This is a genomic window from Nocardia sp. NPDC055029, assembly GCF_053608525.1.
In genome coordinates this window covers 60220-72808 of record NZ_JBSGVQ010000013.1, presented here as the reverse complement: position 1 = coordinate 72808, position 12589 = coordinate 60220, and the positions used below count along the sequence as shown (strand labels likewise).

13 protein-coding genes are annotated in these 12589 nt (G+C 69.4%); 5 read left to right on the top strand and 8 right to left on the bottom strand.

What is annotated here, in order from left to right; genetic code table 11:
* Nucleotides 1-38: 38 nt before the first annotated feature.
* Nucleotides 39-1259: a DUF418 domain-containing protein gene (locus ACWF9G_RS14520; RefSeq protein ID WP_452515696.1), complete on the top strand. Its 1221-nt coding sequence runs from the start codon at nucleotides 39-41 to the stop codon at nucleotides 1257-1259.
* A gap of 73 nt (nucleotides 1260-1332) precedes the next feature.
* Here ACWF9G_RS14520 and ACWF9G_RS14515 read toward each other — a convergent pair whose 3' ends face one another.
* The 3 genes from ACWF9G_RS14515 to ACWF9G_RS14505 all read right to left on the bottom strand — a co-directional run bounded on the left by ACWF9G_RS14515 (nucleotide 1333) and on the right by ACWF9G_RS14505 (nucleotide 3848).
* Entirely contained in the window at nucleotides 1333-2010 is a 678-nt protein-coding gene (locus ACWF9G_RS14515) for a class I SAM-dependent methyltransferase (RefSeq protein WP_452515694.1), read from the bottom strand.
* A gap of 74 nt (nucleotides 2011-2084) precedes the next feature.
* Nucleotides 2085-3065, bottom strand: coding sequence for a zinc-binding dehydrogenase (locus tag ACWF9G_RS14510; RefSeq protein WP_452515692.1), 981 nt, complete (start codon nucleotides 3063-3065; stop codon nucleotides 2085-2087).
* 81 nt (nucleotides 3066-3146) lie between these two features.
* Nucleotides 3147-3848 carry a TetR/AcrR family transcriptional regulator gene (locus ACWF9G_RS14505; RefSeq protein WP_452515690.1) on the bottom strand — a complete coding sequence of 234 codons (702 nt, stop codon included), beginning with the start codon at nucleotides 3846-3848 and terminating at the stop codon, nucleotides 3147-3149.
* A gap of 91 nt (nucleotides 3849-3939) precedes the next feature.
* Here ACWF9G_RS14505 and ACWF9G_RS14500 point away from each other — a divergent pair, with 91 nt between their 5' ends.
* The 4 genes from ACWF9G_RS14500 (at nucleotide 3940) to ACWF9G_RS14485 (ending at nucleotide 7533) form a co-directional block, all read left to right on the top strand.
* On the top strand, nucleotides 3940-5409 hold the full coding sequence (locus ACWF9G_RS14500) for an MFS transporter (protein WP_452515688.1): 1470 nt from the start codon (nucleotides 3940-3942) through the stop codon (nucleotides 5407-5409).
* A gap of 61 nt (nucleotides 5410-5470) precedes the next feature.
* Nucleotides 5471-6121, top strand: coding sequence for an urease accessory protein UreF (locus tag ACWF9G_RS14495; RefSeq protein WP_452515687.1), 651 nt, complete (start codon nucleotides 5471-5473; stop codon nucleotides 6119-6121).
* A gap of 37 nt (nucleotides 6122-6158) precedes the next feature.
* A complete protein-coding gene (gene ureG / locus ACWF9G_RS14490) occupies nucleotides 6159-6866 on the top strand; it encodes an urease accessory protein UreG (protein WP_379308839.1) in 708 nt (235 codons plus the stop codon).
* Nucleotides 6856-7533, top strand: a complete 678-nt coding sequence (locus ACWF9G_RS14485; RefSeq protein ID WP_452515686.1) for an urease accessory protein UreD — start codon at nucleotides 6856-6858, stop codon at nucleotides 7531-7533. Before ureG ends, ACWF9G_RS14485 begins: the two co-directional genes overlap by 11 nt.
* 60 nt (nucleotides 7534-7593) lie before the next feature.
* Here ACWF9G_RS14485 and ACWF9G_RS14480 read toward each other — a convergent pair whose 3' ends face one another.
* The 5 genes from ACWF9G_RS14480 to ACWF9G_RS14460 form a co-directional block, all read right to left on the bottom strand.
* The gene (locus tag ACWF9G_RS14480) at nucleotides 7594-8403 is read right to left on the bottom strand and encodes a hypothetical protein (protein WP_452515684.1); all 810 of its coding nucleotides are present in this window, start codon (nucleotides 8401-8403) and stop codon (nucleotides 7594-7596) included.
* Nucleotides 8404-8627: 224 nt separating this feature from the next.
* Nucleotides 8628-9557, bottom strand: a complete 930-nt coding sequence (locus ACWF9G_RS14475) for a tachylectin-related carbohydrate-binding protein (RefSeq protein ID WP_452515682.1) — start codon at nucleotides 9555-9557, stop codon at nucleotides 8628-8630.
* Nucleotides 9558-9638: 81 nt separating this feature from the next.
* A complete protein-coding gene (locus ACWF9G_RS14470) occupies nucleotides 9639-11069 on the bottom strand; it encodes an NAD(P)/FAD-dependent oxidoreductase (protein WP_379311076.1) in 1431 nt (476 codons plus the stop codon).
* A 204-nt stretch (nucleotides 11070-11273) separates the two neighbouring features.
* Nucleotides 11274-12170: a serine hydrolase gene (locus ACWF9G_RS14465; protein WP_379311078.1), complete on the bottom strand. Its 897-nt coding sequence runs from the start codon at nucleotides 12168-12170 to the stop codon at nucleotides 11274-11276.
* An 84-nt stretch (nucleotides 12171-12254) separates the two neighbouring features.
* Nucleotides 12255-12521, bottom strand: coding sequence for a hypothetical protein (locus tag ACWF9G_RS14460; protein ID WP_378848373.1), 267 nt, complete (start codon nucleotides 12519-12521; stop codon nucleotides 12255-12257).
* Between the last annotated feature and the right edge of the window lie 68 nt (nucleotides 12522-12589).

The following is a 12589-nucleotide window of genomic DNA, read 5'->3' as shown; positions in this document are numbered from 1 at the left end:
GGACGAAGTCGACCCGCCGGTAGGCCTACGCTCACCCCATGGCAGAGGCACTCGGAACACGTTCGCCCGCAGCGGCTTCCGGTCGGCGGATCGCCGAGGTCGACATCCTGCGCGGGTTCGCCCTGTTCGGGATCCTGATCACCAACGTGATCGTGGCGACGACCCTGTGGTCGGCGGTCGGTACCAAGGAAAAGCCGGTGCCGCTGTTCGACGGCACCGTCGACCACCTGGTGCGCGCCACGGTCGACGCGCTGTTCACCGGACGGTTCTACCTGCTGTTCGCGTTCCTGTTCGGATACTCGTTCACCCTCCAGATCGCGGCCGCGCAGCGGGCGGGCGCCGCACCGGCCCGGCGGTTGCTGCGCCGCTGTGCCGCGCTGATGGCGATCGGGCTCGTGCACGTGTATCTGCTGTGGATCGGCGACATCCTCACCCTGTACGCGTTCCTGTGCCTGCACCTGATCCTGCTGCGCAAGCTGCGGCCGCGCACCGCGGTGATCACCGCCGTCGTGCTGTACCTGGTGTGGTCGGTGTGGAGCTTCCTGCCGGGTGAGACGAGCATTCTGGCGCTGGGCGAGTTCCTCGACCTGCCGAAACTGTCCGCCGACTACACGGGCAGCTTCGCGAGCACGTTCGCGGCGCAGACGTCCATCGCGCCGGTGTTCCTGCTGCTGATCTGGTTCGGTCAGGGCATCCCCAGCCTGGCCATGTTCCTGCTCGGCATGGCGGCGGGCAAGCGGAACCTGTTCGAGGATCGAGACATCCAGCGCCGCTGGTCCACCCGTGCGATGGTCATCGGTTTCGGGCTCGGCCTGCCGATCTCCGCGCTGACCTTCGCCGACATCATGAACTGGTGGAACGCGCCTGCCCTGATCCACGGCCTGCAGTACCTCGTCGCCCCGGCCATGACCTTCGCCTACGTCGCCGTCGTCGTCCGGCTCGCCCAGTCGGCCCGGACCGGCCGCTTCGCCGCTCTGCTCGCCCCGGCGGGCCGGATGGCGGCTTCGAACTACATCGGCCAGTCGATCGTGCTCATGGTCGTCTACACCGGCTACGGGTTCGCCCTGGCCGACAAGGTCCCGCCGCTCGGTGTCGTCGCGATCGCGCTGGTCACCTTCGCCGCCCAGCTCGCGATCAGTGCGTGGTGGTTGCGCGGGCATCCGTACGGCCCCGTGGAGTGGGTGCTGCGCGCGGCGACCTACCTGCAGATCCCGGCGTGGCGGCGGCCTGCGGACATGGCGGCGGCACAACCCCGGTGAGTGCTGGTCGCGGTACCGGCCCGCGTGCCACACCTTCGCGGTAGGGAATCCGGAGTGTGGGTGAGGTATTCGGTCAGGCAGGGGTGCCGGCAGCCGGCGGGCGGTGGAATTCGGCGCGCCAGCGGTGGCGACCGGGCGCGTCGGGGCGGGGAAGGCGTTCGATGCGGACCGGGATGAGGTCGGGGCCGGCGAAGGCGTCGATGTCGGCGGCGGTGAGCGGCCAGGGCGGGCCGAGGGCCGGGGCGGTGGCGATATCGGCGATGACCAGGAGGGTGGCGTCGGGGGCGAGGAGGTGTTGGATGCTGGTGATAGCGGATTCCCGGACCTCGGGTGGCAGCGATTGGACCGTGATCGACTCGATCACCAGGTCGAAGGCGCCGAGCCAGGCGGCGGGCGGGTGCAGCAGGTCGGTGACCTTGTAGGTGACCGGAGACTGTGGGAAGCGGGCTCGGGCACCGCGGATCGCGGTGGGGGAAATGTCGAAGGCGGTGGTTCGAATGCCTTGGGCGGCAATGAATTCGGCGTCGGTGCCGTACCCGCAGCCGATGACGAGGCCGCGGGCGCCCTGGGGGATCGATCTGGCGGTCAGCCAGTCGACCAGGAGCGGATTGGGTTCGGCGCGGTCCCACGGAACGACCGTGCCGCCCGCCGCTGCCTCGGCGTAGAGCGGTTCGAACCATCCGGTCGGATCGTTCGCCGCCAAGGCCTGGGCGGCGAGACGGCGATCGGCGGACGACTGCGCGTCGGTCATGCCCTCAGTCTTCACCACCGCGCTGCCGCACGCCGCACGCCATACCGTGGTCTACGGCAAGAGTATCGCCCTGATCAGGGAATCAGAACGACTTTTCCTGTCGTGGAACGATTTTCGAGAGACTCGTGGGCCAGAGCGGCCTCGGCGAGGGGGAACTCGGTGATCGCCGGGGTGAGCAGGCCCTCGGCCGCCGCGGTCAGCGCACGCCGGGACAGGGTGAGTAGATCACCGCCGGCGCGTTCGATCATCGGCGGACCGAGCACCGAGCGTGAGGTGATGCCACGGGACGCGAGCGCGGCCGGATCGACGACGGTCGGTGTGCCCGCGGACCAGCCGAAGATCAGATGCGTGCCGCCGGGGCCGAGCAGGTCGACCGCGGCGGACCCGACCGCCCCACCGACGCCGTCGAACACTACGGTCGCCGCTCGGCCGCCGAGCTGGGCGCGCACCTTCTCCGGCCAGTCCTCGGCGGTGTAGTCGATCGCGATGTCGGCGCCGTTCGCCGCCACCTGGCGCACCTTCGCCGGGCCGCCCGCCACACCGATCACGGTCGCTCCCGCCGCGCGGGCGTATTGCACGAGCAGGGTCCCGATGCCGCCCGCCGCCGCGGTCACCACGGCGACGCTGTCCGCGTCGAGATCGGTGAACAGCGCGATGCCCAGGGTGGTGCGGCCGGTTCCGAGCATCGCGACCGCGGTGGCGGCCGAGACTCCGTCCGGGATGGTCAGCAGCCGGTCGGCGTCGGCCGTCGCGAATTCCGCGTAGCCGCCGGGCGCGGCGCCCAGATGGGTGACCACCGCGGTGCCGAGCAGGCCGGGGTCGACACCCTCGCCCACGCGATCGACGGTCCCGGCGACCTCGCGGCCCGGCACCGTCGGCAGGGTGGGGACGGGAAAGGGACCGGGTTCGCCGCGGCGCAGTGCCGTGTCGACCAGATGGACACCGCTCGCCGCCACCGCGATGCGCACCTGGCCGGGCGCGGGTTCGGGATCGGGGACGGACTCGTAGACGAGATTGCCGGCCGGACCGAAGTCGTGCAGTCGGATTGCGTGCATGGGACCACTGTTCAACCTGAACAGTGCTCGAGGTCAAGTCATCGGTGAGCCGAGGTCGGCGCTCCGAGGCACGGCCGAGCGCTAGTTCCGTTCGTTCCCCGAGACCGTCGCACCGGCGCGGCGTTCGGCGCGAGCGGCGAAGCCGTCGCAGAGGGCGTCGAGGCCGAGGAACAGCAGATTCTCCGAGGTGAGTTCACTCACGCCGGCGCCGTTCAGCTCCGCCAGCGCGGGCGGCACGGGAAACGACGGTGTGCCGTCGAGGAGGTCGCGCAAGCCGTTCGCGTCGTCGGTCGCCGTGCGCTTCTCCGCCAGCAGCGCACCGCCGACCACCGGCAGGCTGGCGCCGGAGATATAGTTCCAGACCGTGAACGCCATGGTGGTGGCCTCGCGGGCCGAGACGTCGAGCGCGCGCAGGCCCTCGACCAGCCAGGCCAGGCTGGTCAGGCCCTGCGGGCCGAAGCTGTAGCGGGGGACGGCGAAGGTGAGCAGCACCCAGGGATGCTGCTGGTAGAGGTCCCAATCGATCTCCGCGGCGATGCGGACCCGGTCGCGCCAGGTCCAGCCCTGTCCCGTCGGATCCGGGTAGGGATGCCGGGCGCCGATCTCGTCGGTCATGGCCGCGATCAACTCGTCCTTGTTCGCCACGTGCCGGTACAGCGACATGGTGCCGACCTCGAGCCGTTCGGCGATGCGGCGCATCGACACCGCGTCCAATCCGTCGGCGTCGGCGAGGGTGATCGCGGCGTCGACGATCGCGGTGCGAGTGAGTTTCGCTTCAGTCATCCCATGACTCGCTTTCGATTTTGCCCGTGCGTGCGTACACTGTACCCGTTCCCCGCGTACGGTGTACGCAAACCCCTGGAAGGATGTCGGAATGACGAAGCTGGAACCGGCGGTGCCCACCGCAGTCGCCGGTGGACGCCGCGCATGGCTCGGATTGGGCGTGCTGCTGCTGCCGGTGCTGCTGGTGTCGATGGACATCTCGGTGCTGTTCCTCGCCATGCCGACCCTCACGGCCGACCTGGATCCCAGTGCCTCCCAGCAGCTCTGGATCCTCGACATCTACGGCTTCATGCTGGCGGGCCTGCTCATCACCATGGGCAACCTCGGTGACCGGATCGGCAGGCGCAACATCCTGCTCGTCGGCGCCACCGTCTTCGGCCTCGCCTCCGTGCTCGCCGCGTTCGCGCCCACCGCGGCGATCCTCATCGCCGCGCGCGTGCTGATGGGCATCGGCGGCGCGACCCTGCTGCCGTCGAGCCTCGCGCTGATCTCGAGCCTGTTCCCCGACGCCCGCGAGCGCGCGACCGCGATCGGCGTCTGGACCGCGTTCTTCGCCGGTGGCTCGGCCGTCGGGCCGATCATCGGCGGACTGCTGTTGCACCACTTCTGGTGGGGTTCGGTGTTCCTGATCAACATCCCGGTGCTGGCGATCCTGCTGATCTTCGGGCCGATTCTGCTGCCCGAGCACCGATCGGCCGCGCTCGGCCCGCTCGATCTGCCCAGCGTCGCGCTGTCGATCGGCGGCATCCTGCCGGTGATCTACGGGATCAAGCACATCGCCGCCGAGGGCTTCGACCTGACCTCGCTGGGGATCGCCGCGATCGGTGTCGTCGTGCTGGTGGCGTTCGTGCGCAGGCAGCGTCACCTGGACGAGCCGCTGCTCGACCTCGGCCTGTTCACCCGGCCGCTGTTCCGGGTGGCGATCGGGGCGAGCCTGGTCGGCATGATGTCGCTGGCCGCGCTGAGCTACCTGACCAGCATCTACCTGCAGTCGGTGACCGGCCGCGATCCGTTGCAGGCCGCGCTGCTCGGTATTCCGATGGCGGTCGCGGTGTTCGTGTTCTCGATGAGTGGCGCGCGGGTCGGGCGCGGGCTCGGTGTGCGGGCGACGTTCACGCTCGCCCTGGTGATGTCGGCGGTCGGCAATCTGATGCTGCTCGGCGTCGGTGTCGACGGCGGCTTGGTCTGGTACATCCTTGGTTCGATGATCGCCGGTATCGGTTACGGCATCTCGTTCACGCTCGTGTCGGATGTGGCGGTGTCGGCCGTCCCCGCCGAACGGGCCGGCTCGGCGGTCGGTATTTCCGAGACCAGTTTCGAGCTGGGCAATGCGCTCGGTCTTGCGCTGTTCGGCTCGGTCGCCGCACTCGTCTTCCGGTCCGGCGGCGACTTCGGCGACACGCTCGGTGAGACACTCACCCACGCGAACGGCGACACCGGCCTGATCGATGCCGCGCGCGAATCCTTCGTCAGCGGTATGCATGTCGCGACCGCGGGCGGCGCGTTGCTGCTGATCGCGATGGCGGTGCTGGCCTGGCGCTCGGCGCGCGACACCCGCTGAGCGAGGACCGACGGTCGCCCTCATCGGGCGGATGTCCAGGTTCGTTGCATAGGATCGGCGGATGCGGAACGAGGGTGCGGCCGGCCTGGCGACATTGCTCGCGCTGGCCGATTCGCGCCTGCCGATCGGCGGGCACGTGCACTCCGGCGGCGTCGAGGAGGCGGTGTCGTCGGGATTGGTGCGCGACAACGCGACTGTCGAGCTGTACTTGCGCAGGCGGATCGCGACCTCAGGGCTCGTCGCCGCCTCGCTCGCTGCGGCGGTCTGCGCTGCGACGCTGACCCCGGAACGCGCCGAACTCGAAGCCGACGCCCGCACCCCGTCGCCCGCCGCCCGCGCCGCCTCGCGCGCCCAGGGCCGCGGTCTGCTGCGGCTGGCCAAACAATTGTGGCCGCATCATGATTGGGCTCCCGCCGGGGCCCGGCCGCATCTGTCGACGGTGTTCGGCATGGTCGGCGCCGCCTGCGCGGCCTGCCCCGAACAGCTCGCGGGCGTGGTCGTCTACACGACGCTCACCGGCGCGGCCACCGCCGCCCAGCGCCTGCTCGCCCTCGATCCCGCCGCCATCGCCGCGGGCACGATGCGGCTCGCGCCGCTGTGCGACCGGATCGCCGCCGAAGCCGCCACCGGTCTGGCCGCACTGTCGGATCCGGTGCACGACGCCCTCGCCGAACGCCATCTGCACCGCGACATGCCGCTGTTCGCGTCCTGACCGCACCGAATCCCCGTCCCCACGAGAAGGAGTTCCCATGCCTCCCCATCTGATCGATGGCGAACCGCACGATCACAGCCACGACCGCCCCAAGCGTCACCGCGCGCCGGGTGAGGCGCTGCGCATCGGCATCGGCGGCCCGGTCGGCTCCGGCAAGACCGCGCTGGTCGCCGCTCTGTGCAGGCAGCTGCGCGAGGAACTGTCCCTGGCCGTGCTGACCAACGACATCTACACCACCGAGGACGCGGACTTCCTGCGCAGGCACGCCGTGCTGCCCGACGAGCGGATCACCGCCGTGCAGACCGGCGGCTGCCCGCACACCGCCATCCGCGACGACATCACCGCCAACCTCGACGCGATCGACGACCTGGTGGCGGCCAACCCGCCGCTGGATCTGATCCTGGTGGAGTCCGGGGGCGACAATCTCACCGCGACGTTCTCCTCCGGCCTGATCGACGTGCAGATCTTCGTCGTCGACGTGGCGGGCGGAGACAAGGTGCCGCGCAAGGGTGGCCCCGGCGTCACCTTCTCCGACCTGCTGGTGGTGAACAAGACCGACCTCGCTCCGCTGGTCGGCGCGGATCTCGGTGTCATGGAACGCGACGCGGCCAAGGTGCGCGATGGCCGCCCCACCGCCCTGGTATCGCTGACCGACGACCCGGCCGCCACCCCGGTGCTGGCCTGGGTTCGCGAACAGCTGCGGGTCGCCGCCGAGCAGGACGCGGCCACCGGCGTTGCGCACTGAGCTGAGCATCGTCGCCGCACCGGGCAGGCTGCCCCGCATCGAGGCGGTGGGCGGCCTGGCCGGACGGTACACCGGTGCCGACACCGTGCATCTGATCGGCACGGCGGCCACCCCGCTCGGCGGGGACGAACTCGACATCGGCATCGTGGTGCTGCCCGGCGCGCGGCTGGTCGTCCGGTCGGTGGCGGCGACGATCGCGCTGCCGAGCACCCGCACCCCGCTGTCGGTGGCGCACTGGCGCTTCGAGATCGGGGCCGGCGCCGAACTGGACTTCGACCCGGAGCCGACGATCGTGGCAGGCGGCGCGCACCATCACACGGTGACCATGGTCCAGCTGGCGTCCGATGCCCGGCTACGGCTGCGCGAACGCGTGCAGGTGGGGCGCAGCGGGGAGGACAGCGGCGGATGGCGTGGTGACCTGGTGGCCGACCTCGGTGAGATCCCGTTGCTGCGGCACCGCCTCGAGCTCGGGGCTGGAGCGTCCACCGACGACCGGCTGCGTGCGCCGCGCGCGCTCGACAGCGAACTGCTCTATCCGGACGATCGAGCCGCCTGGGCGGGAAGCATCGACGCGGTGCGATTGCCGTTGGCTGCCGGTGGTTCACTCGCGACCCGCACGAGTGCTCGGCTGAGTGCAGGCGTGCCGGTCGCGGCGGACGTCAGGTAGCGCACGAAAAAACAGTGGGAGCCGGAGGGATATCCGGCTCCCACTGCTGTTTCCCGAGGATCAGGCGCTGACCATCTCCGCTTCGTCGGCGATCGAATCCGGCTCCGCCGCTCGTGGCGGAGCGAGGAAACCGCTCACCGCACCCACCGCGGCGCCGACTCCGGCGCCGACGATCGTGAACGGCACCGACACTGCCGTGTAGGCGGCCATCCCGCCCAGGATCGGGCCCGCGACCAGGCCGATCGGCAAGAAGACGACACCGGTGACGAGGCCGGCCACCGCGCCCGCCGTGCTCGCCGCCATGGCGAAGGGTGTGGCCACGGTCGACCCGACCGCAGCGCCGCGCGCCGCGGAGCCGAGGGTCGACGAGGCGATCCGGTCCGAACGGCTGCGCTCGAGCCCGACCGAGTCGAGGAACGTCGCGAGATTGGCCTCGGTGTTGGCCGAGGCGTCGTTGATCTGGATCGAGGTGTCGACCGGAACGAAGTCCGGAACCGGAACCAGCTGGTCACCGAAGCGGAACTGCCCCGGCGGCGGCAGGATCGGCGGCACCGGCGCGACCGGGGCCGGCGCGTGCAGCGTGCCCACCGGAGACAGGTAACCCGTTTCCGGGCCGGTCCGCGACCACTGCAGCGAGCTGCGCGTATTCTCCGGCATCTGCTGGCCCACATACGGAGTGGTGTTGGGCGCCACCGCGTCGAACACCGGTCCGGCCGGGTGCTCGGGCTGGGTCACCGCCGCCTGCGCGGGATCGGCATTCGCGGTGCCCGTGCCGATCAGGGCCATGACCAGGGGGACCGCTCCGGCCGCGACGACCGAACCTACCTTTTGTCGCTGCGGGCTCGGTGCCCTGTGTTTCCCCGTCGCCATAGATCACCTTTCATCCTGGGGATTGGTCTCACATATGACCTCCGACATTCGGACCGGTGCCGGACCCGGATGGGTCCGAAACGATGGCACCCCGGAATGCCGGTGTGCGCAAAGGCAACTGGAACAACGCAGGCCGGGTGGTTCGGGGAACCATCCGGCCTGCGACAAAGATCATTGCCTGGCAATCGAATTGCGAATGTCGGGCGCCACACGCACCCGCATTGTCACGGGAGCGCCACCATCGCCCCGGGAAATACCGGGACACGACTGAGACAGCAGAGGACAACCCGACCGCCGTCTCCGGCGGTCCACGTCGGATTACCATTCTGCCAACCGTCGTGTCGGTACCACTCCACGTCTTCGAAGATCGTGTCGTGCGGGACGGGGTTGTCGCCGGCTGTCCCGTCACCGTCGCCGACGGGCCCTTCACCCAACGTGCCAGAGGGCTTCTCGAAGCCATAGATCTGGCCGCCGGCGTCGTAGGAGCCGAACACCCGGCTGTACGCGTTCCATCCGCTGCCGACGCGTCGTCCGCCATCGCCCCCGGTCCAGGTCGGCGAGCCGTTCGTCCAGCCGTCATGGCGAAACCAGTCCATCTCACCGTCGGCGGTGATCCCGTAGATGATGCCGCGACCGACCGAGAAGACCCTCGGATAGGTATTCCATCCGCTGCCGACACGTCGTCCGCCATCGCCCCCGGTCCAGGTCGGCGAGCCGTCGGTCCAGCCTTCGTGGCGGTACCAATCCAGCTCACCCTCAGGCGTGATCCCGTAGATGACGAAGCCGTTGGATTCCCCCGCGACTGTCCGCCTGCCACCCGCGAAGACCTGGGCGTACGCGTTCCATCCGCTGCCGACGAGACGCCCGCCCTCCCCGGCTGTCCAGGTCGCGGTGCCGTCCTTGAAGCCATCGTGGCTGTACCAGTGCATGTCCCCGTCGGGGGTGATCGCGTAGATGATCCCCTGCGCTCCACCCCAGAAAACGGAACTGTAGGCATTCCAGCCCGATCCGACGTTGAGCCCGTCGTCCGGTCCCGTGAATTCGGAACCCACTCCCGTCCAGACGAGCGTGCCGTCCGATGTTCCGTCATGACGGGCCCACTGCAAATTTCCGTCGGGCTTGATCCAGTAGAAGACTTGACCGAAACCGCTCATCGATCCTCCATTCGTATACCGAGGAAGAACGCAAGATGTCAGCCGGAAAAGTATTCCACGTGGGTCGAGTCGGGGCGGCTCCTAGCCGACTTCGCGCTGCTCCCGCACCCGCGCCGGCTTGTAGTTGCTGCCGGGGGGCGCGCCGAGGGCGGCCGCGAGTTCGTCGGCGTCGGCCTGGTCGGACTGGACCTCCTCGATCGCCAGCCGGGCGAACACCCACTGCTCGGTGGCGGCCATCTGACCACGGTTGCGGCCGAGGAACGAGACGAACCAGCCGATCACGGTGACGATCCGGCTGCGGTAGCCCACCAGGTAGTAGAGGTGCAGCGCCAGCCAGGCCAGCCAGGCGAGGAAACCGCTGAACTCGATCTTGCCGATCTGGCAGACGGCGTCGAAGCGCGAGATCGTCGCCATCGAGCCCTTGTTGAAGTACTTGAACGGCGCCCGCTGCTCGGGGGTCTGACCCTTGAGACCGGCCTTGATGGCCTTGGCCGCATACGTCGAACCCTGGATCGCGCCCTGCGCCTGACCCGGCACACCGGGCACCGACATGAGGTCGCCGACCACGAAGACATTCGGGTGGCCCTTGACGGTGAGGTCCGGCTCCACGATCACGCGACCGGCCCGGTCGACCTCGGTACCGTCGGAACGCTCGGCGATCATCTTGCCCAGCGGGCTGGCCTGCACACCGGCCGACCACACCTTGCAGGTGGCTTCGATGCGCCGGGTGCTGCCATCGGCGTCCTTGACGACGACACCGTGCGCGTCGACATCGGTCACCATGGCGTTGAGCTGGATCTCCACGCCCATCTTCTCGAGCCGCTTGGCGGCCTTGGCGCCCAGCTTCGGGCCCATCGGGCCGAGAACCGCGCCCGCGCCCTCGAGCAGGATGACGCGCGCGTCGCGCGGGTCGATGGTGCGGAAGGTGCCGTCGAGCGTGCGGTCGGCGAGCTCGGCGATCTGGCCGGCGAGCTCGACACCGGTGGGGCCAGCGCCGACGACGATGAACGTCATCAGCCGGTCGCGCTCTTCCTGGGTGGTCGCCAGCTCGGCCTGCTCGAACGAGCCGAGGATGCGCGCGCGCAGTTCGAGCGCGTCGTCGATGGTCTTCATGCCGGGCGCGAAGGTGGCGAAGTGGTCGTTGCCGAAGTACGACTGCTGCGCGCCGGTGGCGACGATGAGGCTGTCGAAGGGGGTGACGGTGTCGCGGTTGAGTAGTCGAGAGGTGACCGTGTTGTTGACCAGGTCGACATCGTGGACGTCACCGAGCAGCACCTGCGCGTTCTTCTGCTTGCGCAGCACCAGCCGGGTGGCGGGGGCGATCTCACCGGTGGAGAGGATGCCGGTGGCCACCTGGTACAGCAGCGGCTGGAACAGGTGGGTGGAGGTCTTGGAGATCAGGGTGATGTCGACATCGGCCTTGCGCAGGTGCCTGGTGCCGAACAACCCGCCGAACCCGGAACCGATCACCACCACACGGTGCCGCTGGTTCCCGACAGACTGAGTGCTCATCGTCCTGCTCCTCGACAGACTGGGGTGGGCCCCGCAATGGTGGTGACGGGGTTAACCGTAGTCGGCTCCGGATGCGACGTCGCCACGAGATCCCGGTTCCGATCTTGCTGTGGTGCGTTCCTTCACCGGGTGCCGGGCGCCGCGGTGAGATCCACCAGGGCGCCCGGACCGGCTGACAAGATCGAGAATACGGGACGGGACGGGTCAGCGACCGGCAAGCAGAAGCTCGGCCACCTTGGTGTCCGTCTCGGCGCCCTCGGTGTAGCCGCCCTCGGCGCCGAGCGCGTTCATGATGGCGAGGGTGTAGCGCTCACCGTTGCCCGCGACGCCGACCGAGTTGACCACCCAGCCGTCGGCCTCGGCCGACCAGCCGTTCTTCAGGCCGGGACGCATCCGCGAGCCCGCGCCCCACACGCCCCAGTGCTGGTTGGAGTCGACCGACCGCATCCGGTCGAGCAGGTAGGCCAGGTCGTCGGGGTGCATGGTGTCGAGGATGGTGTTCATCAGCCGGTCGAGGTCGGCGGCGGTGCACTTCTGGAACGACCAGTCGGGGAACATCGCGGACATGGTCGGCTGCGGGATCAGGCTGACCATGCCGTAGGCGCGGAACGCGTTGTTGTAGGCCATCCGGTCGATGCCGATGTACTTGTTCCACAGCACGTTGGTGGCGGCATCGTTGGAGGTGGCCAGCATCGCTTCGATATTGGTGCGGTCCTCGGGGGACAGGCCGATGGCGCCGGCCCTGGCCCGGTTGAGCAGGTCCGCGGCGATGGCGAGTTTGATCGTCGACGCGGTCCACACCTGGTTCTCGGCGTGCTCGTTGGCGTAGATCCCGCCGGTCTGGCGGTCGCGCAGCACGTAGCCGACGACGCCAGGGCGTCCGGCGAGGTAGGAGTTCACCCGCGCGATCCGCGAACTCATGTCGTTGTCGAAGCCGGGTAGCGACACCTGGGTCAACGCGGGCGGCGCGGCGTGCGCCGGAGCGGTCAGTACAGGAACGCCCGGAGTGAGGACGGCCGCGGCGGCGAGGAGACAGGCGGTTGCTGCGACCCGGGATACGACGCGGGTGGAGGGGGAACGGTCACGCACGAGGGACCACACTCGCACACCCGGCGCCCCAGCGCACTATTTGCGAAGAAATCCACGATCTTGTGACAGCGCCGTTGCGCCGCACGGGTTTTCCGCTCAGTGGTGGGCGGCGTGCGGCGTCGCGATCGGGCAGCCGTTGAGCCGATGACAATGTTCGAACGCTTCGCCGTGCTGATCGAGCGGCCAGGAGTGCAGCACCTGCTCCGGCCCGTAACGCCGGGAATTGATCAGCTCCCAGCGGGCGCCTGCGCGGCGGACGATGAAACCGCCACCGGGAACCAGGGGAATCACCTGCGCGATCATGAACCGGACCAGCCTTTCGCCTGCGGCCGAACTGTCCCACCCGAACGACAACGATCCCACGGCCGGTTTCCCCGGTAGCGCAGGCGCGGCCGGTAACGCGTTGCGGTGTGGCCTATTTCACTTGCCCT

What these genes read in the sequence shown, in the direction of transcription:
- ACWF9G_RS14495 (WP_452515687.1), top strand. Translation starts at nt 5,471, where the DNA reads ATGCGGAACGAGGGTGCGGCCGGCCTGGCGACATTGCTCGCGCTGGCC.
- ACWF9G_RS14510 (WP_452515692.1), bottom strand. Translation starts at nt 3,065, where the DNA reads ATGCACGCAATCCGACTGCACGACTTCGGTCCGGCCGGCAATCTCGTC.
- ACWF9G_RS14480 (WP_452515684.1), bottom strand. Translation starts at nt 8,403, where the DNA reads ATGGCGACGGGGAAACACAGGGCACCGAGCCCGCAGCGACAAAAGGTA.
- ACWF9G_RS14515 (WP_452515694.1), bottom strand. Translation starts at nt 2,010, where the DNA reads ATGACCGACGCGCAGTCGTCCGCCGATCGCCGTCTCGCCGCCCAGGCC.
- ACWF9G_RS14500 (WP_452515688.1), top strand. Translation starts at nt 3,940, where the DNA reads ATGACGAAGCTGGAACCGGCGGTGCCCACCGCAGTCGCCGGTGGACGC.
- ureG (WP_379308839.1), top strand. Translation starts at nt 6,159, where the DNA reads ATGCCTCCCCATCTGATCGATGGCGAACCGCACGATCACAGCCACGAC.
- ACWF9G_RS14505 (WP_452515690.1), bottom strand. Translation starts at nt 3,848, where the DNA reads ATGACTGAAGCGAAACTCACTCGCACCGCGATCGTCGACGCCGCGATC.
- ACWF9G_RS14470 (WP_379311076.1), bottom strand. Translation starts at nt 11,069, where the DNA reads ATGAGCACTCAGTCTGTCGGGAACCAGCGGCACCGTGTGGTGGTGATC.
- ACWF9G_RS14475 (WP_452515682.1), bottom strand. Translation starts at nt 9,557, where the DNA reads ATGAGCGGTTTCGGTCAAGTCTTCTACTGGATCAAGCCCGACGGAAAT.
- ACWF9G_RS14520 (WP_452515696.1), top strand. Translation starts at nt 39, where the DNA reads ATGGCAGAGGCACTCGGAACACGTTCGCCCGCAGCGGCTTCCGGTCGG.